Origin of the sequence: Streptomyces sp. TG1A-8 (assembly GCF_030499535.1) — a bacterium.
Taxonomy (GTDB): Bacteria; Actinomycetota; Actinomycetes; order Streptomycetales; family Streptomycetaceae; genus Streptomyces.
Map to the genome: position 1 here is coordinate 5,177,830 of NZ_JASTLB010000001.1, position 24,746 is coordinate 5,202,575.

General features: G+C 75.1%; 24 protein-coding genes, 1 pseudogene and 1 riboswitch. Of the genes and pseudogenes, 13 read left to right on the forward strand and 12 right to left on the reverse strand.

Going from position 1 to position 24,746, the window contains the following annotated elements:
• The first annotated feature begins 28 nt into the window (after positions 1 to 28).
• Together QQY24_RS22730 and QQY24_RS22735 are read left to right on the forward strand one after the other, a co-directional pair.
• Positions 29 to 1,249 (forward strand): MacS family sensor histidine kinase, encoded by a 1,221-nt coding sequence (locus QQY24_RS22730; RefSeq protein WP_301974552.1) that lies wholly within the window; start codon positions 29 to 31, stop codon positions 1,247 to 1,249.
• Entirely contained in the window at positions 1,249 to 1,926 is a 678-nt protein-coding gene (locus QQY24_RS22735; protein ID WP_301974553.1) for a response regulator transcription factor, read from the forward strand. The genes QQY24_RS22730 and QQY24_RS22735 overlap by 1 nt, the downstream gene beginning before the upstream one ends.
• A gap of 48 nt (positions 1,927 to 1,974) precedes the next feature.
• Here QQY24_RS22735 and QQY24_RS22740 read toward each other — a convergent pair.
• Positions 1,975 to 2,990: pseudogene (locus QQY24_RS22740) on the reverse strand (anthranilate synthase family protein); the annotation flags it as partial.
• A 234-nt stretch (positions 2,991 to 3,224) separates the two neighbouring features.
• Here QQY24_RS22740 and QQY24_RS22745 point away from each other — a divergent pair.
• Both QQY24_RS22745 and QQY24_RS22750 read left to right on the forward strand, forming a co-directional pair.
• Positions 3,225 to 4,577 carry a class II 3-deoxy-7-phosphoheptulonate synthase gene (locus tag QQY24_RS22745; RefSeq protein ID WP_301974554.1) on the forward strand — a complete coding sequence of 451 codons (1,353 nt, stop codon included), beginning with the start codon at positions 3,225 to 3,227 and terminating at the stop codon, positions 4,575 to 4,577.
• A 138-nt stretch (positions 4,578 to 4,715) separates the two neighbouring features.
• On the forward strand, positions 4,716 to 4,964 hold the full coding sequence (locus tag QQY24_RS22750; RefSeq protein WP_301974555.1) for a bacterioferritin-associated ferredoxin: 249 nt from the start codon (positions 4,716 to 4,718) through the stop codon (positions 4,962 to 4,964).
• A 9-nt stretch (positions 4,965 to 4,973) separates the two neighbouring features.
• Here QQY24_RS22750 and bfr read toward each other — a convergent pair whose 3' ends face one another.
• The gene (gene bfr / locus QQY24_RS22755) at positions 4,974 to 5,453 is read right to left on the reverse strand and encodes a bacterioferritin (protein ID WP_301974556.1); all 480 of its coding nucleotides are present in this window, start codon (positions 5,451 to 5,453) and stop codon (positions 4,974 to 4,976) included.
• 175 nt (positions 5,454 to 5,628) lie between these two features.
• Between bfr and QQY24_RS22760 the strand changes: the two genes are divergently transcribed.
• Positions 5,629 to 6,261 carry a sulfite oxidase-like oxidoreductase gene (locus QQY24_RS22760; RefSeq protein WP_301974557.1) on the forward strand — a complete coding sequence of 211 codons (633 nt, stop codon included), beginning with the start codon at positions 5,629 to 5,631 and terminating at the stop codon, positions 6,259 to 6,261.
• A 28-nt stretch (positions 6,262 to 6,289) separates the two neighbouring features.
• On the opposite strand, the gene QQY24_RS22765 is transcribed toward QQY24_RS22760, so the two are convergent.
• From QQY24_RS22765 to thiO, 5 genes are all read right to left on the reverse strand, one after another.
• Entirely contained in the window at positions 6,290 to 7,159 is an 870-nt protein-coding gene (locus tag QQY24_RS22765) for a deoxyribonuclease IV (RefSeq protein ID WP_301976331.1), read from the reverse strand.
• A gap of 90 nt (positions 7,160 to 7,249) precedes the next feature.
• A complete protein-coding gene (pknB, locus tag QQY24_RS22770; protein ID WP_301974558.1) occupies positions 7,250 to 9,178 on the reverse strand; it encodes a Stk1 family PASTA domain-containing Ser/Thr kinase in 1,929 nt (642 codons plus the stop codon).
• A gap of 116 nt (positions 9,179 to 9,294) precedes the next feature.
• Positions 9,295 to 10,089 carry a thiazole synthase gene (locus QQY24_RS22775; protein WP_301974559.1) on the reverse strand — a complete coding sequence of 265 codons (795 nt, stop codon included), beginning with the start codon at positions 10,087 to 10,089 and terminating at the stop codon, positions 9,295 to 9,297.
• 3 nt (positions 10,090 to 10,092) lie between these two features.
• Positions 10,093 to 10,293: a sulfur carrier protein ThiS gene (gene thiS / locus QQY24_RS22780; protein ID WP_301974560.1), complete on the reverse strand. Its 201-nt coding sequence runs from the start codon at positions 10,291 to 10,293 to the stop codon at positions 10,093 to 10,095.
• The gene (gene thiO, locus QQY24_RS22785; RefSeq protein ID WP_301974561.1) at positions 10,290 to 11,450 is read right to left on the reverse strand and encodes a glycine oxidase ThiO; all 1,161 of its coding nucleotides are present in this window, start codon (positions 11,448 to 11,450) and stop codon (positions 10,290 to 10,292) included. Before thiO ends, thiS begins: the two co-directional genes overlap by 4 nt.
• Positions 11,448 to 11,559, reverse strand: a riboswitch (TPP riboswitch). Its footprint overlaps the gene before it by 3 nt.
• 150 nt (positions 11,560 to 11,709) lie before the next feature.
• On the opposite strand from thiO, the gene QQY24_RS22790 reads away from it, so the two are divergent.
• From QQY24_RS22790 to QQY24_RS22810, 5 genes are all read left to right on the forward strand, one after another.
• On the forward strand, positions 11,710 to 12,951 hold the full coding sequence (locus tag QQY24_RS22790) for an NAD(P)/FAD-dependent oxidoreductase (RefSeq protein ID WP_301974562.1): 1,242 nt from the start codon (positions 11,710 to 11,712) through the stop codon (positions 12,949 to 12,951).
• 108 nt (positions 12,952 to 13,059) lie between these two features.
• Positions 13,060 to 13,425, forward strand: a complete 366-nt coding sequence (locus QQY24_RS22795) for an Rv2175c family DNA-binding protein (protein WP_301974563.1) — start codon at positions 13,060 to 13,062, stop codon at positions 13,423 to 13,425.
• A 73-nt stretch (positions 13,426 to 13,498) separates the two neighbouring features.
• Positions 13,499 to 14,146, forward strand: coding sequence for a thiamine phosphate synthase (gene thiE / locus QQY24_RS22800; RefSeq protein ID WP_301974564.1), 648 nt, complete (start codon positions 13,499 to 13,501; stop codon positions 14,144 to 14,146).
• 193 nt (positions 14,147 to 14,339) lie between these two features.
• Positions 14,340 to 15,263 carry a methylenetetrahydrofolate reductase [NAD(P)H] gene (gene metF / locus QQY24_RS22805; RefSeq protein ID WP_301974565.1) on the forward strand — a complete coding sequence of 308 codons (924 nt, stop codon included), beginning with the start codon at positions 14,340 to 14,342 and terminating at the stop codon, positions 15,261 to 15,263.
• A 54-nt stretch (positions 15,264 to 15,317) separates the two neighbouring features.
• Positions 15,318 to 16,274 (forward strand): hypothetical protein, encoded by a 957-nt coding sequence (locus QQY24_RS22810; RefSeq protein ID WP_301974566.1) that lies wholly within the window; start codon positions 15,318 to 15,320, stop codon positions 16,272 to 16,274.
• Between the two features lie 13 nt (positions 16,275 to 16,287).
• On the opposite strand, the gene QQY24_RS22815 is transcribed toward QQY24_RS22810, so the two are convergent.
• From QQY24_RS22815 to QQY24_RS22835, 5 genes are all read right to left on the reverse strand, one after another.
• Positions 16,288 to 17,826 (reverse strand): NAD(P)/FAD-dependent oxidoreductase, encoded by a 1,539-nt coding sequence (locus QQY24_RS22815; protein ID WP_301974567.1) that lies wholly within the window; start codon positions 17,824 to 17,826, stop codon positions 16,288 to 16,290.
• Positions 17,827 to 17,892: 66 nt separating this feature from the next.
• Complete coding sequence (locus QQY24_RS22820) at positions 17,893 to 18,498, reverse strand: DUF4126 domain-containing protein (RefSeq protein WP_301974568.1); 606 nt, start codon at positions 18,496 to 18,498, stop codon at positions 17,893 to 17,895.
• A gap of 368 nt (positions 18,499 to 18,866) precedes the next feature.
• Entirely contained in the window at positions 18,867 to 19,496 is a 630-nt protein-coding gene (locus QQY24_RS22825; RefSeq protein ID WP_301974569.1) for a TetR/AcrR family transcriptional regulator, read from the reverse strand.
• A 47-nt stretch (positions 19,497 to 19,543) separates the two neighbouring features.
• Positions 19,544 to 21,628, reverse strand: coding sequence for a YhgE/Pip domain-containing protein (locus QQY24_RS22830; RefSeq protein ID WP_301974570.1), 2,085 nt, complete (start codon positions 21,626 to 21,628; stop codon positions 19,544 to 19,546).
• Entirely contained in the window at positions 21,600 to 22,346 is a 747-nt protein-coding gene (locus QQY24_RS22835; protein WP_301974571.1) for an ATP-binding cassette domain-containing protein, read from the reverse strand. The genes QQY24_RS22830 and QQY24_RS22835 overlap by 29 nt, the downstream gene beginning before the upstream one ends.
• A 165-nt stretch (positions 22,347 to 22,511) precedes the next feature.
• On the opposite strand from QQY24_RS22835, the gene QQY24_RS22840 reads away from it, so the two are divergent.
• From QQY24_RS22840 to QQY24_RS22850, 3 genes are all read left to right on the forward strand, one after another.
• On the forward strand, positions 22,512 to 23,075 hold the full coding sequence (locus QQY24_RS22840; protein ID WP_301974572.1) for an SAV_6107 family HEPN domain-containing protein: 564 nt from the start codon (positions 22,512 to 22,514) through the stop codon (positions 23,073 to 23,075).
• A 183-nt stretch (positions 23,076 to 23,258) separates the two neighbouring features.
• Entirely contained in the window at positions 23,259 to 24,029 is a 771-nt protein-coding gene (locus QQY24_RS22845; RefSeq protein WP_301974573.1) for a methyltransferase, read from the forward strand.
• A 276-nt stretch (positions 24,030 to 24,305) separates the two neighbouring features.
• Complete coding sequence (locus QQY24_RS22850; protein ID WP_301974574.1) at positions 24,306 to 24,686, forward strand: DUF3040 domain-containing protein; 381 nt, start codon at positions 24,306 to 24,308, stop codon at positions 24,684 to 24,686.
• Positions 24,687 to 24,746: the final 60 nt, after the last annotated feature.

Consider the following 24,746-nt stretch of genomic DNA (forward strand, 5'->3'; position numbering starts at 1 on the left):
GGCGGGAGCGGGGGATCGGGGGCGGGGCGTGCCCAGGGGCGAGCGGGTCGTGAGGATGTCGGTCGAACTGCCGCTGTGGCGTGCGCTGGCCGGCTACCGGGTGCTGGCGATGCTCTACGCCATCGGCCTGTGCGCCACCGCGTACGGCCACTTCGTGCGCCCCTGGATCGCCGTCGCCTACTACGCCGTCCTGGTCGTGTGGACCCTGGCCACGCTGCCCAGGGTGGCGGACGCGGCCAGGTGCACCAGGGGCCTCCTCGCCGCCGACCTGGCCGTGGCCCTCGCCGGTGTCCTGCTGACCCCGCTCGCCGACGACCACGAGCGGATCGCGGGCGGCGGCCCCACCCTGCCGTCGATATGGACCGCGGGCTCGGTGCTGGCCTTCGCCGTCAAGGGCGGCTGGCGCTGGGCCGCCGTCGCCTCCACGGCCGTCGCCGCCGCCAACCTGGTCGAGCGCGGCGGCCCCGCCCGGGACACCGTGCACAACGTCGTCCTGGTCTGGGTGGCGTCCATCGCCATCGGCTACGTCGTGGAGGTCGCCCGGGCCTCCGAGCGCACGCTCGCCCGTGCCCTGGAGATCGAGGCCGCGACCCGGGAGCGGGAGCGGCTGGCCCGCGACATCCACGACGGCGTGCTGCAGGTGCTGGCGATGGTGCAGCGGCGCGGCGCGGTCCTCGGCGGCGAGGCGGCCGAGCTGGGACGGCTGGCCGGGGAGCAGGAGGTGGCGCTGCGCACGCTGGTCTCCGGCGGGCTGCTGCCCGTCCCCCGCCCGCCGCGGGGGACGGGCGCCGCGGCGGCCGCCCGCGCGGCCGGGGAGCCGGACGACGACGGCCCGCTCGACCTGCGCACCCTGCTCGCCCCTCACGCGGGCGCCCGGGTCGCCCTGGCCGAGCCCGGAGCGCCGGTGCCGCTGCCGCCGGCGACGGCCCGGGAGCTGGCCGCGGCGGTGACGGCGGCGCTGGACAACGTGCGCCGGCACGCGGGGCCGGGCGCGCGGGCCTGGATCCTGATCGAGGACGAGCCGGACGCCGTCGTCGTCACCGTCCGCGACGACGGGCCCGGCATCCCGGAGGGCCGGCTCGCCCAGGCCGAGGGCGAGGGCCGGCTGGGCGTGGCCCAGTCGATCCGGGGGCGCCTGCGCGACCTGGGCGGCAGTGCCGAGCTGGTCTCGGTCCCCGGCCAGGGCACGGAAGTCGAGCTGACGGTACCGAGGAGCGCCGAGCGGGCGCGGGGGAGGGCGGAGCGCTGATGACACAGCGGCAGGACCCGATCAGGGTCATGGTGGTCGACGACCACCCGATGTGGCGCGACGCGGTCGCGCGGGACCTGGCCGAGTCCGGTTTCGAGGTGGTCGCCACCGCCGGCGACGGCGAGCAGGCGGTCCGCCGGGCCGGGGCGGCGGCCCCCGACGTCCTCGTGCTGGACCTCAACCTGCCGGCCAGGCCCGGTGTCCAGGTGTGCAAGGAACTGGTCGCCCGCAACCCCGCCCTGCGCGTCCTGGTGCTGTCCGCGAGCGGCGAGCACGCCGACGTCCTGGAGGCGGTGAAGTCCGGCGCGACGGGCTACCTGCTGAAGTCGGCGTCCACGGAGGAACTGCTCGACGCGGTGCGCCGCACGGCCGCCGGCGACCCGGTGTTCACGCCGGGGCTGGCCGGACTGGTGCTCGGCGAGTACCGGCGCCTGGCCTGCGAGCCCGCGCCGGCGCCCGGCGCCGGCGGTCCGGGGGCGCCCCGGCTCACCGGGCGGGAGACGGAGGTGCTGCGGCTGGTGGCCAAGGGCCTGAGCTACAAGCAGATCGCCGAACGCCTCGTCATCTCCCACCGCACGGTCCAGAACCACGTGCAGAACACCCTCGGCAAACTCCAGCTGCACAACCGGGTGGAGCTGGTCCGGTACGTGATCGAACGCGGCCTCGACGACGAGTAGCGCGGGGGGCGCCGTGCCCGCGGCGGGCACGGCCGCCGGGGCCCCCGGTCACCCCGCCGTGCGCGCCCCGCGCAGCGCGCCGATCAGTTCCCGCACGACCGCCGCCCCGTTCAGGGTCAGCACCGACTCCGGGTGGAACCGCACCCGGCGAACCCGGGACCCCGCAGGGCGTGCACCTCGCCGTTCCCCGCCCGGCTCACCTCCACCCCGCGCGCGGCCAGTTCCAGGGCCGCCTCCTCGTCGCAGCGCGCCACGAAGCTGGGGTAGAAGCCGACGGTCTCCGCCCGCCCGAACAGGCCGACCGGGACCTGCGCCCCCTGGTACGGCACCTGCTTGCGGACGATTCCCAGCCCCAGCTCGGCCGCGATCAGCTCGTGCCCGAGGCAGACCCCGAGCACCCCGTGCCGGTGCTCGCGCACCACCGCGGCGGTCAGGTCCCGCAGGAGGCGCATCCTCGGGTCGGCGGGGTCCGAGGGGTCCCCCGGGCCGGGGCCGAGCACGACCGGCCCCTCGTGCCCCAGTGCCGCGCGCCGCAGCCCCGGCTCGTCGTACCGCCGCACGGTCACGTCCAGCCCGCCCGAGCGCAGCACGTGCGCCAGCATCGCCGTGAACGTGTCCTCGCCGTCCACGACCAGGGCGTGTCCGGCCGGTCCGGGCGCCGGCTCCCGCATCCGCAGCCAGAACGGCGCGAGCCGGGCGCGCCGCCCGTCCAGCGCGGCCCGCACCCGGGGATCACCGGCGAGGCGGGGGCGCTCCCGCTCCGCGCGCGGCCGGGACGGCCGCACCCCGAGCGCGGCCGGGACGCCCACCGCCTTCGCGTGGGTCTCGGCCACCTCGCCCGCCGGGTCCGAGCCGCGCACGAGGGTCGCGCCGACCGGGACGCGCAGCCGGCCGTCGGCGAGGATGTCGGCGGTGCGGATCAGGATGGGGGAGTCCAGGGTCTGCGCGCCCCCGGGGCCGCGCCCGAGCAGCGCCAGCGCGCCCGCGTAGTAGCCGCGCCCGCCGGTCTCGTGCCGCTCGATCACCCGGCAGGCGTTCTGCACCGGCGACCCGGTGACGGTAGAGGGACGGGACTTCCGAGAACGCCGAAGGCCGCCCCTCGGGCGGCCTTCGCGAAGTCTTGGGTACGCGCAGTCAGCGGGCCGCCGGAGAAGCGGTCCACCACCAGGTGTTCTGGAGCGGCTGCGTGAACATGGCGCGAACCCTACCCCACCGCACGCCGTCCACCGGACCATCACGTCGTCTCACCTTTCGGGCCGGGCCGAAATCGGACGACACGACCCCGTAGTGTTTACGGGGTGACCGTGAACGCTAAGACCAGCCCGAGCGCTGGCAACACCTGGCGAGACCTGCCCGCGGCGCAGCAGCCCGAGTACCCCGACCCCGAGGCTCTGCGCGCAGTGATCGCGGAGCTCGAGTCGTATCCGCCGCTCGTCTTCGCGGGCGAGTGCGACCAGCTGCGCGCCCGGATGGCGGCCGTCGCCCAGGGAGAGGCGTTCCTCCTCCAGGGCGGCGACTGCGCGGAGGCCTTCGACGCGGTGTCCGCCGACCAGATCCGCAACAAGCTCAAGACGTTGCTCCAGATGGGCGCCGTCCTCACCTACGCGGCCTCGGTGCCGGTGGTGAAGGTGGGCCGGATCGCCGGCCAGTACTCCAAGCCGCGGTCCAAGCCGACCGAGACCCGTGACGGCGTGACGCTGCCGGTGTACCGGGGCGACTCCGTCAACGGCTTCGACTTCACCCCCGGGTCCCGCATCCCGGACCCGGAGCGGCTCAAGCGGATGTACCACGCCTCGGCCTCCACGCTGAACCTGGTGCGCGCCTTCACCACCGGCGGCTACGCCGACCTGCGCCAGGTGCACGCCTGGAACCAGGACTTCGTGAAGTCCTCGCCCTCGGGCCAGCGCTACGAGCAGCTCGCGCGGGAGATCGACAACGCGCTGCACTTCATGCGGGCCTGCGGCACCGACCCGGAGGAGTTCAAGACCGTCGAGTTCTTCTCCTCGCACGAGGCGCTGCTGCTGGACTACGAGTCGGCCCTCACCCGCGTCGACTCCCGCACGGGGCAGCTGTACGACGTCTCGGCGCACATGGTGTGGATCGGCGAGCGCACCCGGCAGCTGGACCACGCGCACGTCGAGTTCGCCTCCCGGATCCGCAACCCGATCGGCATCAAGCTCGGCCCGTCCACGACGGCCGAGGAGGCGCTGCAGTACGTCGAGCGCCTCGACCCCGGCCGCGAGCCGGGCCGGCTGACCTTCATCGTCCGCATGGGCGCCGACAAGATCCGCGACAAGCTCCCCGAGCTGGTCGAGAAGGTCACGGCGTCCGGCGCGGTGGTGGCCTGGGTGGCCGACCCGATGCACGGCAACACCTTCGAGGCGGCCTCCGGGCACAAGACCCGCCGCTTCGACGACGTGCTGGACGAGGTCAAGGGCTTCTTCGAGGTCCACAAGGGCCTGGGCACCCACCCGGGCGGCATCCACGTGGAGCTGACCGGCGACGACGTCACCGAATGCGTGGGCGGCGGCGACGAGATCTTCGTCGACGACCTGCACCAGCGCTACGAGACGGCCTGTGACCCGCGGCTGAACCGCAGCCAGTCCCTCGACCTGGCGTTCCTCGTCGCGGAGATGTACCGGGACCAGTGACGGCACCCCGGGGCGCGGATCACACCCGGTCCGCGCCCCTCGTGCTGTCGTGCTCCCCGAACGGCGGGTAAGGTTAGGTTTGCCTCACCGGGAATGGGGTGGCAGTGACCGGGCGACCCCGTCGGGAGGTGGATCCGCATGTTCGTCTGCAGCTGTTTCGGCGTCACCGAGGCGCAGGTCGAGCAGCTCGCGCGGGACGGTGCCCGCACCCCCCGCCAGATCGCCTCCGCCTGCAAGGCGGGCACCGACTGCGGCTCGTGCGTCCGCCGCATCCAGGCCGTCCTCGGCCGGGGCTCGTGCCCGCACCGGGAGCCGGCCGGCCGGGACCGGCCGGTTCTCGCGGCGCTCGACGCGCGGTCCGGCACCGCGGCCGGCGAAGCCGCCTAGGGGTGGGCGTCAGCCCTCCGGCTGCTCGATCACCTGGGCGAGGTAGAGCGCCTCGCCGAGCTTGTCCACCAGCTCCAGCTGCGTGTCGAGGTAGTCGATGTGCAGCTCCTCGTCGGCGAGGATGCCCTCGAAGACGTTCGCCGACGTGATGTCGCCCTTCTCGCGCATCACCCTGACCCCCCGCCTGAGCCGGTCGATCGCCTCGACCTCGACCAGCCGGTCGGCCTCGAACATCTCCCGGACGGTCTGCCCCACGCGCACGTGGAACAACCGCTGGTAGTTGGGCGGCCCCTCCAGGAGCAGGATCCGGTCGGTGAGCGCCTCGGCGTGCTTCATCTCGTCGAACGACTCGTGCCGCGTGTACCTGGCGAGTTTCGTCCAGCCGAAGTTCTCCTGCATCTTCGCGTGCAGGAAGTACTGGTTGATCGCGGTCAGCTCGCCGGTGAGCTGCTCGTTGAGCAGTTCGATGACCTCGGGGTCGCCCTGCATCGCAGCGGCTCCTTCCACACGGGAAAACGGGAGGGGTACGCGGCGGCATGATCGCACCGGTGGTGAGGATCGTCCAGTAAGTGCGTACTCGGTGCGTACGTCACGGACTGCCGCCGTTCGTCCCGTTCGCGGGAGGGGGGCCGGGGCACCGCCCGGGGTCTGTCAGGATGGATACATGGGGCATCCGGTGGAGCGCGCGTCTGGGGCAGCGGCAGGATCCGGGCTTCCGCCGGGGCAGCGGCTCCAGCGCGGCTGGCCGGTCACGCACTACGGGCCCGTGCCGAAGTTCCGGTCCGAACGCTGGGAGTTCCGGGTCTTCGGCGCCACCGCCGACGGGGACAAGCACACCTGGAACCACGAGGCGTTCACGGCCCTGCCCTACACCACCGTGGTGGCCGACCTGCACTGCGTGACCAAGTTCAGCATGCTCGGCGCCGAGTGGGGCGGCGTCCCGGCGCGCGCCGTCCTGGACCTGGCACCGCCGGCGCCCGGCGTCACCCACGTGATGGTCTGGGCGGAGTACGGATTCAGCGCCAACCTCCGCCTGTCGGACTTCGCCTCCGACCGGACGATCTTCGCCACCCACAGGGACGGCGAACTGCTCACCGCCGAGCACGGCTTCCCGGTCCGCCTCGTCGTCCCCCACCTGTACGCCTGGAAGGGCCCCAAGTGGGTCCGCGGGGTCGAGTACATGACCACCGACCGCCGGGGCTTCTGGGAGGAGCGCGGCTACCACAACATCGGCGACCCCTGGAAGGAGCAGCGCTACTCCTACCAGGAGGAGCCCGGGGAGGGACCCGAACTCTGAGGCCGGGACCGCTCTGGCCGCGGCCCGCTCAGCCGTCCCGGAGCTTCTTCAGCCGGTCCACGTCCGCCGCGTGGCCCTCCTCGCCGCCGGGCGTCTCGATGACCAGCGGGACGCCGTCGGTCGCCGGGTGGGACATCAGCGCACGGAACGGGTCCTCACCGATGTGACCGGTGCCGATGTTCTCGTGCCGGTCCTTGTGCGCACCGGCCACGTCCTTGGAGTCGTTGGCGTGGATCAGCTTCAGCCGGCCCGCGCCGACCGTGTCCACCAGCAGGTTGAGGGTCCGGTGCATCCCGGCCGGACCGGTCAGGTCGTGCCCGGCGGCGAAGACGTGGCAGGTGTCGAGGCACACGCCGAGCTTCGGGTGGGCGTCCAGCGCCGCGAAGTACGGCCCGAAGTCCCAGGTGCGCGAGCACAGCGAGGCACCCTGCCCGGCGGTCGACTCCAGCAGCAGGAACGGGTCGTCGTCGCAGGTCAGCTCGTCCAGCAGTGGCAGCAGACGCTCCCGCACCTGCCGCAGCGCCACCTCCCGCGCCCGCCCGCCGGTGGCGCTGCCGGTGTGCACGACCACGCCCAGCGCGCCGATCTCCCGGCCGCGCCGCAGGGAGTGCCGCAGCGACTCCACCGACCGCTCCACCGTCGCCCCGGTGTGCGAGCCGAAGTTGATCAGGTACGGCGCGTGCACATACGCCGGGATCCCCTCCTCGGCGCACGCCTGCCGGAACGCCTCGTCCTGCTGCGGCCTCCCGGCGGGCGTGGCCCACCCGCGCGGATTGGCGACGAAGACCTGCACGGCCTCCGCCCCGATCCGCCGCGCGTACGCCAGCCCCGTGGAGTGCAGGCCGCCGGCCACGGGGACGTGGCTGCCGACGGGGTTGCGGGAGCGGCCGGCGGGCACGGCGACGGAGGGCGGGGGGCCGGCGGGCGGTGCGGAAGGGGACGGCTGGCTTGTCACCCGTCCAGGGTGTCATGCCGCGCGGGGGTGCCGTCAGCGGATGGTGATCGTGACCGTCGACCCCTTGGCCGCCTTCCCACCGGCCGCCACCGACTGCTTCCTCACCGTGTCGCCGAACAGCCCGAGCAGCCCGCGGTCCTCGTGGACCTTGAAGCCGGAGGCCTCCAGCAGTTCCCTCGCCTCGTCCGCGCCCGCCCCGACCACGTCCGGCACCTCGACCATCTCGGGGCCCCTGGACAGGGTCAGCGTCACCGTGTCGCCCTCCGCGGCCCGGCCGCCGGCCGCCGGGCTCTGCCGGGCCACCCGCCCCTTGCCGTACGCGGAGTCGACCCGTCCGGCGGAGACCTCCGCCTTCAGGCCGGCCTCTGCCAGCTCCCGTGCGGCTGCGTCCGGGTCCTCGCCGGCGACGTCCGGCACGTCGACCGGACCGCCCTTGCTGACCCGCAGCGCGATCGCCGACCCCGCGTGCCGCTCGGTGCCGGCCGGCGGATCGGTGCCGATCACGGAGCCCCGGGCGACGCGGTCGCTGAACGCCCGGCCGACCATGCCCGGCTCCAGCCCGTCCGCCTTCAGCCGGTCCTGCGCCTCGGCCAGCGGCACGCCCCGCAGGTCGGGCACCTTCACGGTCCGGGGGCCGCGGGAGACGGTGAGCGTCACCGAGTCGTGGCTGCGGATCCGCGCCCCGGCCGCGGGGTCGGTGCCGATGACCGTGCCCCGCTGCACCGTGTCGCTGTACTCCCGCTCGACCTTGCGCACCTCCAGCCCGGCCGTCTCCAGCCGCGCCCGCGCCTGGGACTCCGTCTTGGTCAGCAGCGGCGGGACCTCGGTGAACTGCCCGGAGTTGATGTACCAGGCCCCGGCACCCACCCCGAGGACCACCAGCAGGGTGGCGACGACGGTGACGAGTCCGCGCCGGGGCCGCGCCAGCCGCCGCCGCGGCGGCACCGGCGGGACCTCCAGCCGGCTGGTGTGCCGGACGGCCGCCCGCGGGTCGTCCTCGCCGTCGACGGGCAGCGGCCGGGGCACGGTCAGCGAGCGCGGGATCACGCTCGTACGGTCCTCGGCGTTGTCGTGCCCGGCGGACAGCGCCTGCGGTGGCGGGGCGTCCAGCTCCTCGTCGGTGAGACCGGCGCGCGCCCGGAGCACCTCGCCGAGCAGACCGGCCGCGTCCTGCGGCCGGTCGTCCGGGGTGCGCGCGGTGGCCGAGGCGACCAGTTCGTCCAGCACCCCCGGCAGCCCCGGCACCAGCGCCGAGGGCGGCGGCACGTCCTGGTGGACGTGCTTGTAGAGGATCTGCGCGGGGGAGTCCCCGGCGTGCGGCTTGCCGCCGGTCAGCATCTCGTACAGGACGACGCCGCAGGCGTACACGTCGACGCGCGGGCCGGCGGCACCCTGCTCGACCTGCTCGGGCGCGAGGTACGACACGGTGCCCAGCACGGCGCCGGTGGTGCTGGTCACCGAGTCCACGGACCGCACGAGCCCGAAGTCGGCGACCTTCACCCGGCCGTCGTCCCCCACCAGCACGTTCTCCGGCTTCATGTCCCGGTGCACGAACCCGGCCCGGTGCGCGGCGCCGAGCGCGGCCAGCACCGGCTCCAGGATGTCCAGCGCCGCCCGCGGCTGCAGGGCGCCCCGCTCGCGCAGCACGTCCCGCAGGGTGCAGCCGGCGACGTACTCCATCGCCAGGTACACGTACGGCCCGTCGGTGCCCTGGTCGAAGACCTGCACCACGTTGGGGTGCGCCAGCCGGGCGACCGACTTGGCCTCCCGGATGAACCGCTCCACGAACGACCCGTCGGAGGCCAGCGCCGGGTGCATCACCTTGAGCGCGAGGACCCGGTCCAGACGGGTGTCCAGGGCCCGGTAGACCGTGGCCATCCCGCCGACCGCGATCCGCGCCTCGACGCGGTAACGGCCGTCGAGCACCTGCCCGACGAGGGGGTCCTGAAGGGTCGTATCCACGCAGGCGAGTCTACGAGGACGTGCCGGCCGGCTCCCCGGCGCGACCGGCTCGGCCGCCCCACTGCAGCCGACCTGTGACGCTTCCCCCGGAACCCGGGCAGGATCCCGGGCGCCGCTCAGAACGCGGGGCGCTCCGGATCGAGCGCGGCCAGGCCCTCGGCGGGGGACGACGCCCGCGCGAAGTGCCGCCGCGGGATCCGTCCGGCCAGCCGGGCCATCCTGCCCGCCTCCACCGCCCGCCGCATCGCCGCCGCCATCAGCTCGGGCTCCTGCGCCCGGGTCACGGCGGACGCGAGCATCACCCCCGCGCACCCCAGCTCCATCGCCAGCGCCGCGTCCGACGCCGTGCCGGCCCCCGCGTCCAGGATCACCGGCACCTGCGCCTGCTCCACGATCAGCTGGAAGTTGTGCGGGTTGCGGATCCCGAGCCCGGACCCGATCGGCGAGCCCAGCGGCATGACCGCCGCACAGCCCACGTCCTGCAGCCTCCGCGCGAGCACCGGGTCGTCATTGGTGTACGGCAGCACCGTGAACCCGTCGTCGACCAGCGTCTCCGCGGCCTCCAGCAGCTCCACCGGATCGGGCAGCAGGGTCCGCTCGTCGGCGATCACCTCCAGCTTGACCAGGTCCGTGCCGAGCGCCTCCCGGGCCAGCCGCGCGGTCAGCACGGCCTCCCCGGCGGTGAAGCAGCCGGCCGTGTTCGGCAGCACCCGGATGCCCAGCCGCTCCAGCACCGACAGCACCGAGCCGCGCACGCCGGGGTCGACCCGCCGCATGGCCACGGTGGTCAGTTCGGTGCCCGAGGCCACCAGGGCCCGCTCCAGCACCTCCGGGCTGGGCGCGCCGCCCGTGCCCATGATCAGCCGGGAGCCGAGGGGCACACCGCCGAGGACGAAGGGGTCGTCGGTCATCGGTCAGCCTCCCTGGACGGCGGTGAGGACTTCGACGCGGTCGCCCTCGGTGAGGACGGTGGCCGCCCACCGCGCGCGCGGGACGACCGTTTCGTTGACGGCGGCGGCCACCCCGGAGGGCGCCGCGGTCAGGGAGCGGACGAGGCCGTCGAGAGCGGTGCCCGCGGCGACCTCCCGGCGCTCGCCGTTGACGGAGACGTTCATGTGGGCAGCTCCGTGAGGACGGCGCCGAAACGCTTCGGCGTGAACGGGCGGGCCTCCTGCGGCAGCTCACCGGTGAGCAGCGCGTGCGCCAGGGCGTCACCGGTGACCGGGGTGAGCAGCACCCCGTTGCGGTAGTGCCCGGTGGCCAGCAGCAGCCCGTCCAGACCGCAGGGGCCCAGCAGCGGCGCGTTGTCCGGGGAACCGGGGCGCAGTCCGGCCCGGGTCTCGGTCAGGGGCAGCTCGGTGATCCCCGGCACCAGCTCGTGGGCGTCGCGCAGCAGCGCGTACACGCCGCCGGCCGTCACGGTCGTGTCCCAGCCCAGCTCCTCGCTGGTCGCGCCGACGACCAGCTCGCCGTTCTCCCGGGGCACCAGGTAGACCTGGCTGCCGCGCACCACGGCCCGCACGGTGCGGCTCAGGAACGGCGCGTACCGGCGCGGCACCGTCAGCCGCAGCACCTGGCCCTTCACCGGCCGCACCGCGGGCAGGACCTCGTCCGGGACGCCCGCCAGGCGCCCGCTCAGGCTCCCGGCCGCCAGCACCACCTGTCCGGCGGCCAGCCCGGTGCCGTCCGCCGTGGTGACACCCGAGGCGCGCCCGCGCACCACGTCGAGGCGCTCGGCCCAGGACCGGTGGAACACCACCCCGGCCCGCTCGCAGGCGGCCAGCAGCGCCGCCGCGAGCCGCCGCGGGTCCACCTGGTGGTCGCCGTTGACCCGCAGCCCCCCGCGCACCCCGGGCGCGAGCATCGGCTCCAGCCGCCGGCACTCCCGGCCCGACAGCCACACCGACTCCAGGCCCGCGCGCCGCTGGAGGGCGTGCAGTTCGCGCAGCTGGGCGCGGTCGTCGGCGTCCAGCGCGACGGCGAGCGTGCCGCAGCGGCGGTAGCCGAGGTCGTGGCCGGTCAGCCCGGTCAGCTCGGCCGTGAAGTCCGGCCAGCGGCGGACGGACTCCAGGTTGAGGGCGAGCAGGGTCTCCTCGCCGTAGTGCAGCTCCGAGACCGCGGCCAGCATCCCCGCCGCGACCCGCGCGGCCCCGCCGCCGGGCTCAGGGTCCACCACGGCCGCGGCGAGCCCGCGCTGCGCGGCCCGCCAGGCCGTGACCAGGCCGATGATCCCGCCCCCGATGACGAGGACGTCGGACGTACGTGACGACATGGGCGTCCAGCCCCTCCCTTCGCCGGCATGACCCGGATCAGGTTCGTACGGTCGGAGGCCGCCAGCCTCCCTCTCAGCCCGGTGCGTCCGGGCTCCCGCGAGTGCTCGTGCGTGGCCACCCTAGCCCGCGGGGCGCGCCACCCGTAAGGGAGCCCGCCCCCCGGGCGGCGGCCGGCGGGACGTCCGGTGCGAGCGGTGCGGAACGGGTCACGGAGCACGCCCGCTGACGCACGGTGCGTCACCTGGCTATGGTGACCGGGTGAGCGAGCAGACACCGCACGAGGGCGCGGCACCGCAGCGGCGCGTGGTCGTCGCCGGCGCGGGCATGGCCGGGGTGCAGACCGCGGTCGCCCTGCGCGAGCAGGGCTTCACGGGCACCGTGACCCTGATCGGCGCCGAGCCCCACCAGCCCTACGACCGGCCGCCGCTGTCCAAGGCCGTGCTGCTCGGCAAGGCCGAGGGCTCCGCCTTCGACGTCGACTTCGACGCACTCGGCATCGAACTGCGGCTCGGCTGCGAGGTGCTGGGCGTGCGCCCCGCCGACCGCGAGCTGGACACCGGGGCCGGTCCCGTCCCCTACGACGTGCTGGTCCTGGCCACCGGTGCCGAGCCGATCCGGCTGCCGGGCACCGAGGGTGTGCCCGGCGTGCACCTGCTGCGCACCCTGGACGACGCCGAACGGCTGCGGCCCGTACTGGCCCGCCAGCACGACGTCGTGGTCGTCGGCGCCGGCTGGATCGGCGCCGAGTTCGCCACGGCCGCCCGCGAGGCGGGCTGCGCGGTGACCGTCGTGGAGGCCGCCGACCGGCCGCTGGCCGGCGCGCTGCCCGCCGAGGTGGCCGCGCCCATGGCGGCCTGGTACGCCGACAGCGGCGCCGACCTGCGCACCCACGCGCGCGTGGAGCGCGTCGAGGCCGGCGCGGTGGTGCTCGCCGACGGCACCCGGCTGCCCGCCGGCGCCGTCGTGGTCGGCGTCGGCGCCCGTCCCGCCACCGCCTGGCTGGCCGGCTCCGGCATCGAACTGGGCGCCCACGGCGAGGTCCTGGCCGACGACCGGCTGCGCACCAGCGCCGAGGACGTGTACGCGGTCGGCGACTGCGTCTCCTTCCCCTCCGCCCGGTACGGTGCGCGGCTGCTGGTCCACCACTGGGACAACGCCCTGCAGGGCCCCCGCACGGTGGCCGCGGACATCCTCGGCGAGACGCCCCGGACCTACGACCCGGTGCCGTACTTCTGGTCCGAGCAGTTCGGCCGGTTCGTGCAGTACGCCGGCCACCACGCCGGCGCCGACCGCACGGTGTGGCGCGGCGACCCGGCCGGGCCCGCCTGGACGGTGTGCTGGCTGCGCGAGGACCGGCTGGTCGCCCTGCTCGCGGTCGGCCGGCCCCGCGACCTGGCCCAGGGCAGACGGCTGATCGAGGCGGGCCGCCGCATGGACGGGGACGCGCTGGCCGACCCGGCCCGGCCGCTGAAGGAGACCACCGCCGACGGCGGGGCCTGACACGGCCGCCGGACCCCGCCCGTCCCGCGTCGGCGGGACCCGGGGCGTGTCCGCCGGGTGGCCCGGTCCGGTTTCCGGCTGTCGGCGGGGGATGGCAGGCTTGTTCCCGTGACCGAGATTGACGCAAAGATCGATGCTCTCGTCCCCGCCTGGCTCACCCTCCCCGACATCGCCGAGGTGCTCGGCGTCGAGGTGACGCGTGTGCGGCAGCTGGTCAAGGACGGCCAGCTGATCGCCGTGCGCCGGGGGGAGAACCGGGCGCTGCACGTCCCCGCCGCCTTCATCGACGGGGACAAGGTCGTCAAGGGCCTGTCCGGGACCCTGACGCTCCTGCGGGACGACGGCTTCACCGACGAAGAGATGCTGGAGTGGCTCTTCACCCCCGACCCGACCCTGCCCGGCACCCCCGCGCAGGCCCTGAGCGAGAATCGCGGCACGGAGGTGAAGCGCCGCGCCCAGGCGCTCGCCGTCTGACCGGCCCGCACCACCGGTGGCGTACGGGCCCGGCCCGTACGCCACCGGCACACCGACCACGGGGGACCCAGCGATGTCCGACACCGCCCGCGCCCGGCTCGCCGGCGCCCGCCTCTACCTGTGCACGGACGCCCGGCGCCGCCAGGGCGACCTCGCCGCGTTCCTCGACGCGGTCCTGGCCGGCGGTGTCGACGTGGTGCAGCTGCGAGACAAGGGCATGGAGGCCGCCGAGGAGCTGGAGCACCTCGCGGTGTTCGCCGAGGCCTGCGCCCGGCACGGCAAGCTGCTCGCGGTCAACGACCGGGCCGACGTCGCCCACGCCGCCCGCTCCGACGTCCTGCACCTGGGCCAGGGCGACCTCCCGGTCCCCGCGGCCCGCGCCGTCCTCGGCCCCGACGTCCTGATAGGCCGTTCCACGCACGCCGAGCCCGAGGCCGCCGCGGCGGCCGTCCAGGAGGGCGTGGACTACTTCTGCACCGGCCCCTGCTGGCCCACCCCCACCAAGCCCGGCCGCCCCGCCCCCGGCCTCGGCCTGGTCCGGTACGCCGCCTCCCTCGGCACCGCCCGGCCCTGGTTCGCCATCGGCGGCATCGACCTGGACAACCTGGACGAAGTGCTGGAGGCGGGCGCCCGCAGGGTCGTCGTGGTCCGCGCGATCACCGAAGCCGACGACCCCGGGGCCGCGGCGGCGGAGTTCGCCGAGCGGCTGCGGCAGGTCTAGGGCCCTCCGTTCGGAGCGGGCCGGAGCGGGCCGGACCGGGGAGCGGGGTGCGGTGCCGGACCCCGCGAGTCCGGCGGGATCCGTGAGGGAGGACCCCGGGCGGGCTGTCCAAGGGATGGACGGGAAACCGGCAATCAGGGCGAAATCCCGCCGTTCTGTTGGGGGACCGTCCGCCCCTGGCTAACCTGCGGGTATGGCCCTCGGAACCGCATCCACCAGGACGGACCGCGCACGCACCGTGCGTGAGATCCTCGCCGCCGGCAAGACGACGTACTCGTTCGAGTTCTACGCGCCGAAGACCCCCAAGGGCGAGCGGAACCTGTGGAACGCGCTGCGCAGGGTCGAGGCGGTGGCCCCCGACTTCGTCTCCGTCACCTACGGGGCCGGCGGTTCCACCCGCACGACCACGGTCAGGGAGACCCAGCAGATCGTCGTCGACACGACGCTCACGCCGGTCGCCCACCTCACCGCGGTCGACCACTCCATCGCCGAACTGCGCAACATCATCGGCCAGTACGCGGACGCCGGTATCCGCAACATGCTCGCCGTGCGCGGCGACCCGCCCGGCGACCCGATGGGCGCGTGGGTGCCGCACCCCCGGGGACTGACGTACGCGGCCGAACTCGTCCGCCTGATCAAGGAGTCGGGCGACTTCTGCGTGGGCGTCGCCGCCTTCCCGGAGATGCACCCGCGCTCCACCGACTGGGACACCGACGTCGCCCACTTCGTCGACAAGTGCCGTGCGGGCGCCGACTACGCCATCACGCAGATGTTCTTCCACCCGGAGTCCTACCTGCGGCTGCGCGACCGGGTGGCGGCCGCCGGCTGCGACACCCCGGTCATCCCCGAGGTCCTGCCGGTCACCAGTGTGAAGATGCTGGAGCGCCTGCCCAGACTCAGCACCGCAATGTTCCCGGACGTCCTGAAAGAGCGGATCCTCACAGCCAAGGACGATCCCGCGGCGGTACGCTCCCTGGGTATCGAGTTCGCCACGGAGTTCTGCGCCCGGCTGCTGGCCGAGGGAGTGCCCGGACTGCACTTCATCACGCTGAACAACTCCACGGCGACGCTGGAAATCTACGAGAACCTGGGCCTGCACCACCCCCCGCAGGCCTAGACCGGCGCACCGCGGTACGACACACTGCGAGCGGTTATTGGGAGAGGGGCGTACATGGGCTGGACGGTCCTCTACACGGCGTTCGGCGTCGTCGCACTGTGGCTGCTCGGCGAGGTGCTGCTGCAGTACAAGGCGCGCCTGCGCTGGCGGCTGCTGGCCTTCGCCGGCTTCCTCGGGGTCGTGCTCGGCGTGCTGATGCCGTCCGTGATCGTGATCGGCGTCGGCGCGATCGCCTTCGCGACCGGCCAGACCTACGTCACGCTGTCCTTCCGCCGCGGCTTCGCCGCCGGCTGGGCGGTCAAGCGCCCCGAGGCCGGCAGCGGCGGCAGCAAGCGCCGGCGCGGCAGGGCCGGGCGCCACGACCCGACCCTGGAGGTCTCCGACCTGCGGGCCGCCGGGGACGCCGGCCGGGACGAGCCGGCCCGCACCGCCGACGGCTCCGGCTCCGGCGGCACCGGCGGCTATGACGACCACGGCGGCTACGGCGACGACGGCGACGACGTCTTCGCCCCGGGCCGCCCGGCCGCCGGGGCGACCGCCGTGTACGCACCCCAGCCCCTGCCCGAGGACACCGGCTCCTACGGCGTGTACGGCGACGCCTCCGCCGCCGCCCCGCCCCAGGACGCCGGCTACGCGACGGCCGCCCAGGGCACCGGCCAGGCCCACGCCTACGACCACTCGGGCTACGGCGGGCAGACGTACGGCTACGACACCGGCGACCAGCAGGGCTACGCCAACTACTCCGACCCGTACATCGGCACCCAGGCCTACGGCGGTGACGCGTACGGCACCGGCTACGACCAGCAGTACGCCCAGCAGGCCCACGCCCAGGACCCGTACGGCACCGGCGGTTACGGCGAGACCCCGGCCGGCGGGGTGTGGGTCCCGCAGCAGCGCACCGACGAGGCCTACGGCGGGGAACTCCCGCAGGAGCAGCCGTACCCGTACCAGGGCGACGGGCAGCAGCAGCCGTACCCGGGCGCCGGGTACGACGAGCAGTACCGCTTCTGAGGCCCGGGCCGGCTCACCGGGAGCCCCGGAAGTCCGGTCCCTCCACGATCAGCCCCGCCACCAGCGCGCCCGACATCCCCGCGTGGGGGAGGCCGCCGCCGGGGTGGGACCAGCCGCCCACCCGGTACAGGCCCGGCAGCCGCGTGGTGTTGGACGGGTGCAGGAAACGGCCCCCGGCGGCGGCGAGCGCCGGCGGGGGCACGGCGCCCGCCGGGGCGCCGGTGTCGGCGGCACCGTGGCCGGGGGTGCGCACCTCCCGCCACAGCAGGCGCTCGCGGAGCCCCGGAACCACGCGCTCGGCGGCCTCCACCACGAGGTCGGCGAACCGCCCGGCGAACCGCCCGTCACCCCAGTCGGCGTCCGTCGGCACGGTGGCGGACAGGGTGACCGACTCGTGCCCGTCCGGGCTGAGCGCGGGGTCGCCGGGCCGCAGCACGGTCACCGTGGGACGGGAGGGGGCGTCGCCGCCCGGCGAGGCCAGGAAGTCCAGTTCCGACCCGCGGTCGGGGGCGTGGACGACCGTGCGGTGTGCGGCGCCGGCCTCGCGCCCGCCGCGCAGGGCCAGCAGGACGGTGAACCGGCCGGGACAGCCGGTGACCGGGTCGAAGCGCGCGTCGCCCTCGTCCTCCGGCGGACGCTCCGTCAGGGCCCGCAGCCGCTGCGGGGACAGGTTCGCCACGACGTGGTCGGCCTCGGCCGCCGTCCCCGCCCGCCCGCCGGAGTCCCGGGAGGCGTCCCCGGCCAGCTCCACGCCCGCCGCGCGCCCGTCCCGCTCCAGGATCCCGGTCACCTCGGCGCCGAAGACGAACTCCACCCTCCGCCGCAGGCACCGCTCGTACACCGCGCGCGCCAGCTCGCGCATCCCCCCGCGGACGTACCAGAGGCCGAAGGCGTGCTCCATGTACGGCAGCACCGCCGCGCTCGCCGGGGCGGTCCGCGGATCGAGGCCGTATGCGAGCGCGAAGCTCTCCAGCAGGCTCGCCAGGCGCTCGTCGCGCAGCTCCCAGGCACCGATCTCGGCCAGCGTGCCCGCCCGCCGCGTCCGCAGCAGCCGCTTGTGCGGGACCGCCGGGTACGGCTCCCGCCCGGCCAGCACCTGCCAGTTCGGCCACAGCGGCTCCTCCAGCAGGGGCCGGCGCGTGCGGTCCCAGGCCTCGCGGGCCCGTACCAGGAAGTCGCCCCACCGCTGCCCGGCCCCCGCGCCCAGCGCCTCGTCCAGCGCCGCGACGACGCCCCCGCGCGAGGCGTTCGGCAGGCTGACCTCGGTGCCGTCCGCGAAGACGTGCCGTGCGGCCGGGTCGACCTGGACCAGCTCGACGCAGTCCTCCAGGGGCTCCCTGCCGGTCTTGACGAACAGGTCGCGGTACACGGCGGGCAGCGGCAGCAGCCCCGGACCGGTGTCGAAGCCGAACCCGTCCCGCTCGAAGCGGCGCACCGCACCGCCGTACGTCCGCGTACGCTCGTACACCACCACCCGGTGGCCCGCGACGGCCAGCCGGGCGGCGGCCGCCATCGCGCCCATCCCGGCGCCGATCACCGCAATCCGTGCCATGCCCGCGACCCTATCGACCGCCACCGGTCGTCCGGTCCGCGGGCGGTGCGCGGTGTGCGCCGGAGCTCAGCCCCAGGACCCGGGCGCCCGCCGCCGCTCCTCCCGCCGCCGGGCCCGGCGCCGCAGGAAGCGCCGGATCCGCGAGACCAGGAACAGCAGCACCACGAGCCCGGCGGCGAGGAACACCGCCGCGACGACCGACGCCGCCACCGGATGGAAGACCGCGAACGAGACGACCGCGCCGACCCCGAGGTCCTCGGCGGTGCTCAGGACGATGTTGCTGAACGGCTCCGGCGAGGTGTTGACCGCCATCCGGGCGCCGGCCTTGACGCCGTGGCTGGCCAGCGCCGTCGAACCGCCGATCACACCGGCCACCACGTCCGGCAGCGAGCCGCTCTGCCCGGCCAGCAGCGCCCCGACCCAGGCGCCCGCGGCCGGCCGGACCACGGTGTGCACGGAGTCCCACACCGAGTCGGCGTAGGGGATCTTGTCGGCGACCGCCTCGCACAGGAACAGCACGCCGGCCACGGCCAGCACCTCGGGGCGCTGCAACGCCTGCGGGACGTCGTCGCCCAGCCCCGTCACGCCGAACAGGCCGAGGAGCAGCACCACCGCGTAGGCGTTGATGCCGCTGGCCCAGCCGCTGGTGAACACCAGAGGGAGCACGGACACGGACGCGATGGTAGCCAGGCGGGGGGCCGGGCGTCCCGGGCACGGGCACGGACGTCTGAGTACCCCTGCTCAGACGGCGGGATGAGTACCCGCGCGGATGGGCGGCGACCGGCGGGGAGGGGAGAGTGGGGGCACGGCAGGGAGCGCGGCCCGGCACCGCCGGCACGGGGCGGCGGAACGGCGCCCGCGCCCCGGCCGCTCCTCGCGCCGGTCCGCCGGCGGAAGCGAGGAGGGAAGCGAGGAGGGGAGCGGGGAAGTGCCGGGGCACCGGGGAGCGGGAGTCCGGGGGCACCCGGGAGCCCGGGGGAGACGGGGGAGGGCGCGGGCCCGGTCGCGGAGCCGCGCCCTCCCCGTGTCCGCCCGGCGGCTCAGCGCTTCCCGCTCACGCGTCCCTGGAGCAGCAGGGACAGGGCTGCGTGGACGTCGTCCAGGGAACGCTCCGGCTGGAAGGACTTCCAGTCCAGGGCGGCCACCAGGACCATGCCGACCAGGGCGGCCGCCGTCAGCTGGACGTCGATCTCCGCGCTGAACTCGCCGGCCGCCACCCCGTCGCGCAGCACGTCCTCGACGACGGCGACGGCCTCCCGCCGGACCACCGTCAAGGTGGACTGCCAGGCGCGGTTGGTGCGCCACAGCTCCGCCACGTACAGCTGGGTGAAGGCCGGGTAGCGGTCGATGAAGACCAGACCCGCGCGGATCATCGCGTCCAGCGCGTCCACCGTCGCCCCGCCCTCGCGCGCGGCCCGCTCGGCGGCCTCCCTCAGCGACGCGGCGAGCAGGCCCACGCCGTGCCGCAGCAGTTCCTCGAAGAGGACCGACTTGCTCGCGAAGTTGTAGTAGACCGTGCCCTTCGCGACCCCGGCCCGGTCGGCGATCTCGTCCACCGTGGTCGCGGAGAAGCCCTGCTCGGCGATGAGCGTGACGGCCGCCTCGTAGAGCCTCTGCCGGGTCGCCTCGCGACGGCGCGTTCCGCCGGTCGTGGCGCTGCTGCTTTCCATGGCCCCGATTGTCACAGGTGCGCGCGCGTGCGGGGGCTGCTCCGGGCTCACAGGGTCAGCTCCGGGTGCAGCCGGTCAAGGGTCCACACCTGGCGGCGGCGGGCCGTGAGCGCGGTGAGGGCGAGGGCGCCCGCGGTGAACGCGGCCAGCACGCCGCACGCCGATCCGACCGGGCCGAGCCCGCCGCCCGTGATCAGCCGGCGCAGGGCCTCCACGACGTAGCTCATCGGCAGGAACGGGTGGATCGCGGCGAAGAAGCCCGGACTGGTCTGCACCGGGTACGTGCCGCCCGCCGAGGTCAGCTGGAGCATCAGCAGTGCCAGGACCAGGATCCGGCCGGCCGCGCCGAAGCGGGCGTTCAGCCACTGCACGATCGCCGCGAAGCAGGCGGTGACCAGGAACAGGAAGGCCAGTGTGCCGGCCGCCCGCGCCATCCTCAGGCCGATCGCCCAGTGCAGCACGGACATCAGCGCGGCCACCTGCAGCACGCCGACCGCGGCCACGGGCAGCCAGCCGGCCAGCGTGATCCGCCACGAGGGCGAACCGGCGGCCAGGGCGCGGCGGTTGAGCGGCGGGATCAGCATGTAGGCCACCATCGCGCCCACCCACAGGGACAGCGGGATGAAGTACGGGGCGAAGCCGGTGCCGTAGTTGGGTGCCTGGTGCAGGTCGTGGGAGGCCAGCCGGACCGGGTCGGCCAGCACGCCGGTGCGCCGGTCGCGGTCCCGCTCGTCGTAGTCGGGGATCCTCTCGGCGCCGTCGTGCAGTCCGCCGGCGAGCTTCTGGGAGCCGTCGGCCAGTTTGTACAGGCCGCCGTCGAGCGTCCGGGCGCCCGACTCGGCGGTGCCGACGCCCTTGTCCAGTTTCACCGCGCCGGTCTCGGCGGTGCCCAGCCCGCCGTGCAGCTTCTTCGCTCCCGCGGCGACCTTGTTCGCGCCGTCGTTGAGCTTGTTGACCCGCTCGACGGCGTCCTCGACGTCCTCGGAGAGGTGCGGTGCCCGGTCGGCGAGGGCCCGGGCCTGGGTGCGCAGGGTGCCGAGGTCGTCCCTCATCGTCCTCAGGTCGCCGTCCTGGTCGGCGACCAGCGCGTCCAGGTCGTCGGCGACGTCGGCCACGTCGGCGGCGGCGCCCTTGGCCTTCTTCAGGTCGGGGCAGGCCGCGTCGGGCGGGGCCGCGCCCGCGCAGCGCGCCCGGTAGACCTCGTCCAAGGCGTTCGAGGCCGTGCGGGCGGTCCTGGCGGCGCCCGGCGCGAGCTTCACCAGCGCGTCGAGGTTGTCCTGGACCGTCCTGGCCGAGTCGGCGACCAGCCGGGCGGTGTCCCCGATGGACTTCTCGTTGTCCTTCAGGAACGGACCGACCCTGTCGTGGACGCCGTTGACGGTGTCGGCGAGCGTCTGCGTGCCGTCGGCGACCCGCCGCGAGCCGTCCTCCAGGTCGCCGGCGCCCTTGTCGAGCTTCTTCAGCCCCCGGGCCAGTCCGCCGCTGCCGCTCCTGGCGTCCTTCAGGCCGTCCGCGAGGTCCTGGGAGCCCTTCTCCGCCTTGCCCAGGCCGCCCTCGAGCCGGTCGGCGCCCCTGGCGGCCGTGACGGTCCGGTCGTGGATGTCCGAGAACGAGACGAAGATCTTGTCGAGGAAGGACCGGGACGCCTTGGTGGAGGCGGCCGAGCGGACCTCGTTGAAGACCGTCCGGGAGATCTGGCCGACGATGTAGTTGTTCGCGTCGTTCGTGCGCACCCGGAGCGCGCCGGCCCGCGGGGAGTCGCCCGCCCCGGAGGCGATGCGCGCGCTGAGGTCGGCCGGCACCGTCAGGGACAGGTAGTAGGTGCCGTCCTCGACGCCCCGCCGGGCCTCGGCGTCGCTCACCTCGTGCCACGCGAAGGTCCGGCTGTCGCGCAGCCCGTCCACGATGTCGTCGCCGGCGGTGATCCTCTTCCCGTCGGCCGTGGCGCCCTCGTCCTCGTTCACCAGGGCCACCGGGATGCGGTCCAGGCGGCCGTACGGGTCCCAGAACGACCACAGGTAGAGGGCGCCGTACAGCAGGGGCAGCACGAGCAGCGCCACCAGTGCGGCGCGCGGCAGCCTGCCCCGCCCGAACCGCCTCAGCTCAAGCGCGGCCAGCCTCGGCGAACGCATCGGCCTCCTCCTTCGGGTCGTTGTCGTCGGTGCTGCGGCGGGTGGGGACGGCGACGCAGTCCCCGGGCGCGGTGCGGCACACGGCGACCACCGTCGTCCCCGCGCGCGTGATCGACCGCAGCAGTTCCCAGGCCTCGGCGAGTTCGGCGGCCGAGAGCCCCAGGTCGACGTCGTCGACGCCGAGCAGCCCGGGGCCGCCGACCAGTGCCAGGGCGACGGACAGCCGCAGTTCGTCCAGCCGCTGCAGGTCGCGCACGGCCGTCCGGGGACCCTTGGGCAGCCGTGCCGGGTCGAGTCCGGCGGCGGCCAGGGCCGCGTCCACCCGCGGCCGCGCCTCCCGGGCGCGGCGTGCGCGGGGCCGCAGGGCCTCGCGCAGGGAGCCGCCGTAGCGGCGCTCCAGCAGGGCGCGTTCGCGCAGGTGCTCGCCGACGGTCAGGGCCGGCTCCAGGTCGGTCACCCCGGCCACGTGGGCCACGGCACCGATCCGGCGCACGGCCGCCATCCGCCGGGGCAGGGCGAACCCGCCCACCGCGGCCACCCCTTCGGTGGGCTTCATCCGTCCCGTGAGCGCGAGCAGCAGGCACGTGCGGCCGGAGCCGGACGGTCCCTCGACCGCGATCAGCGAGCCGGGCTCCGCGTCGAGGGAGACGCCCCGGAAGGCCCATCCCCGCGGCCCTTCGACCCCGAGGCCCTCGGCCGTGACACGTACGCCGTCCACCTGTCCCCCTGTTGCTCCACCGCTTTGCACTGACTGGTCAGTGCAAAAATACTCCCGGGTTCGGGATCAAGGCAAAAGGCCAGGTCAGAACGGATTGTCAGTGCCATACCCCACGATGGGGACATACGGCACCCATGCCGTTACCCAGACGACAGGAGGTTCGTCATGGCCAACTCGTCCGCAGCCGCCGCCCGCCGGCGCCGCGCCACCGGCCCTGCCCCCTCACTGACCGGCCCGGCGAGCGACATACACCCCGTACTCCGCCGGGCCACGGCCCCGCCCGCCGCCCTGGACCTGCTCGCCCAGGCCCACGCCGGCCTCGACGAGGCGGCCGCCCTGGAAACGCCGAACGAGCGCTACGCGACGGCCCACCTCGCCGCCCTGCGCACCGCCGCCGCCGTACTCGCCGCCCGCGGCCGCCCCGAGTCCTCCCCGCGCCGCCGCGCCCGCATCCGCAGCGCCTGGGAGGTGCTGCCCGAGATCGCCCCCGAGCTGACCGAGTGGAGCGCGCTGTTCGCCTCCGGCGCCGCCCGCCGGGCCCGCGCCGAGGCGGGCATACGGGGTGCGGCGAGCCGGCGGGACGCCGACGACCTCGTGCGCGACGTGGCGATGTTCCTCCGCCTCGTCGAGCGGATGCTGGTGCTCCAGCCCGTCCTGCCCCAGCCCCGCCAGGACGGCGGCGAGCCGGACGGCCCGGCCGGCCGCGGCGGCCTCCCCGACGCCGGCTGACCGGCCGCCGTCCCGCCGTGCGGGCCGCGCCCGTCCGCGTGCCGCCGCGATGACCGGGCAGGGCACCGGAGGCAATAGGGTGGAGGACGCCTGCCGCCTTCCCTCCCCCCGCACCCGGGCCGGGGAGGCACCCCGTTCGCGCCGCCGGGCAACAGGCGGTGCCGCGCCGAGGAGTCAACTGCCGTGCCGGACCCGATGCGCCCCCGCGCCTCCCTCCGTACCGCCGTGGTCTGGGAGGTCCTCCAGGACGCCTTGGACCGCCGGGTCAAGGCCACGGGGCGGGACTCGCTGGACGTGCTCGACACCGGAGGCGGCAGCGGCAACTTCGCCGTGCCCGTCGCCCGCCTCGGCCACCGCGTCACCGTCGTCGACCCCAGCCCGAACGCCCTGTTCGCGCTGGAGCGCCGCGCCGCCGAGGCCGGCGTCGCCGACCGGGTCCGGGGCGTCCAGGGCGACGCCCACGGCCTGTTCGACGTCGCCGAGCGCGGCGGCTACGACGCCGTGCTGTGCCACGGCGTCCTGGAGTACGTGGACGACCCCGCCGAGGGCGTCCGCAACGCGGTGGCCGCGCTGCGCTCCGAGGGCGTCGTCAGCCTGCTCGCCGCGGGCCTCGGCGGCGCCGTCCTCGCCCGGGCGCTCGCCGGCCACTTCACGGAGGCCCGGCAGGCCCTCCAGGACCCCGACGGCCGCTGGGGCGCCGGCGACCCGGTGCCGCGCCGCTTCACCGCCGAACAGCTCACCGCGCTGGCCGAGGGCGCGGGCCTGAGGGTCGGCGCCGTGCACGGCGTACGGGTCTTCGCCGACCTCGTGCCGGGCGTCCTGGTGGACACCGAGCCCGGCGCGCTCGACGCCCTGCTGAGGCTGGAGGCCGCCGCCGCCGAGCTGCCCGCCTTCCACTCCGTGGCCACCCAGCTCCACGTGCTCGGCGAGACACCGGGCGCCGGCGGTGCCTGAGCGCCCGCGCGGACCCGTCCCTGATCAGGCCCTCGGCGGCGGATGGAGTACACCACACGCCGCCCGATCGAGCGGTTTGCGCCGTATGATCGAGGTGCACCGCTCGGCATGACGGGTCGGCCGCCGGGGAATGGAAGCCTCAGCGAGTCGGGACGGCCATGACGGATTCCGGTTGGCCAATTGGCGCAGAGGGGCGGGTTTCACGGGGGCGATTCCCTGCCTATCCTGAAGGGACCCCCCGGATCGCCCCGGCGACCGCACGATGAGGAGGACTCCGTGCCGCTCTCGGAGCACGAGCAGCGCATGCTCGAGCAGATGGAGCGAGCGCTGTACGCCGAAGATCCCAAGTTCGCGTCGGCGCTCGAGGGAAACGGGCTGCGGACGTACACCCGGCGGCGGGTCTACCAGGCGGTCGCGGGCTTCCTCGTGGGTATCGCGCTCCTCATGGCCGGAATGGTCGCACAGCAGATCTGGGTCAGCGTGGTGGGTTTCCTCGTCATGCTGGGCTGTGCCGTACTCGCCGTCACGGGCTGGCGCAAGGCGCCGAAGCCGGGTGAACAGCCCGCCGGAGTTCCCCGCCGGCTGCGGCCGAAGCGGTCCGTGATGGACCGGATCGAGCAGCGCTGGCAGCGCCGCCGCGACGAACAGGGCCGGTGACCGCGCCGCGGCCCGCGCCCGCCACAGCAGACCCGCGTGAGGGGTGGCCACCGGCCGGTG

Excerpts from the sequence above, each read along its gene's own strand:
- QQY24_RS22830 (WP_301974570.1), bottom strand. The coding sequence starts at position 21,628 with ATGCGTTCGCCGAGGCTGGCCGCGCTTGAGCTGAGGCGGTTCGGGCGG.
- metF (WP_301974565.1), top strand. The coding sequence starts at position 14,340 with ATGGCCCTCGGAACCGCATCCACCAGGACGGACCGCGCACGCACCGTG.
- thiE (WP_301974564.1), top strand. The coding sequence starts at position 13,499 with ATGTCCGACACCGCCCGCGCCCGGCTCGCCGGCGCCCGCCTCTACCTG.
- QQY24_RS22750 (WP_301974555.1), top strand. The coding sequence starts at position 4,716 with ATGTTCGTCTGCAGCTGTTTCGGCGTCACCGAGGCGCAGGTCGAGCAG.
- thiO (WP_301974561.1), bottom strand. The coding sequence starts at position 11,450 with ATGTCGTCACGTACGTCCGACGTCCTCGTCATCGGGGGCGGGATCATC.
- QQY24_RS22840 (WP_301974572.1), top strand. The coding sequence starts at position 22,512 with ATGGCCAACTCGTCCGCAGCCGCCGCCCGCCGGCGCCGCGCCACCGGC.
- thiS (WP_301974560.1), bottom strand. The coding sequence starts at position 10,293 with ATGAACGTCTCCGTCAACGGCGAGCGCCGGGAGGTCGCCGCGGGCACC.
- QQY24_RS22825 (WP_301974569.1), bottom strand. The coding sequence starts at position 19,496 with ATGGAAAGCAGCAGCGCCACGACCGGCGGAACGCGCCGTCGCGAGGCG.
- QQY24_RS22760 (WP_301974557.1), top strand. The coding sequence starts at position 5,629 with ATGGGGCATCCGGTGGAGCGCGCGTCTGGGGCAGCGGCAGGATCCGGG.
- QQY24_RS22810 (WP_301974566.1), top strand. The coding sequence starts at position 15,318 with ATGGGCTGGACGGTCCTCTACACGGCGTTCGGCGTCGTCGCACTGTGG.
- QQY24_RS22735 (WP_301974553.1), top strand. The coding sequence starts at position 1,249 with ATGACACAGCGGCAGGACCCGATCAGGGTCATGGTGGTCGACGACCAC.
- QQY24_RS22815 (WP_301974567.1), bottom strand. The coding sequence starts at position 17,826 with ATGGCACGGATTGCGGTGATCGGCGCCGGGATGGGCGCGATGGCGGCC.
- bfr (WP_301974556.1), bottom strand. The coding sequence starts at position 5,453 with ATGCAGGGCGACCCCGAGGTCATCGAACTGCTCAACGAGCAGCTCACC.
- QQY24_RS22775 (WP_301974559.1), bottom strand. The coding sequence starts at position 10,089 with ATGACCGACGACCCCTTCGTCCTCGGCGGTGTGCCCCTCGGCTCCCGG.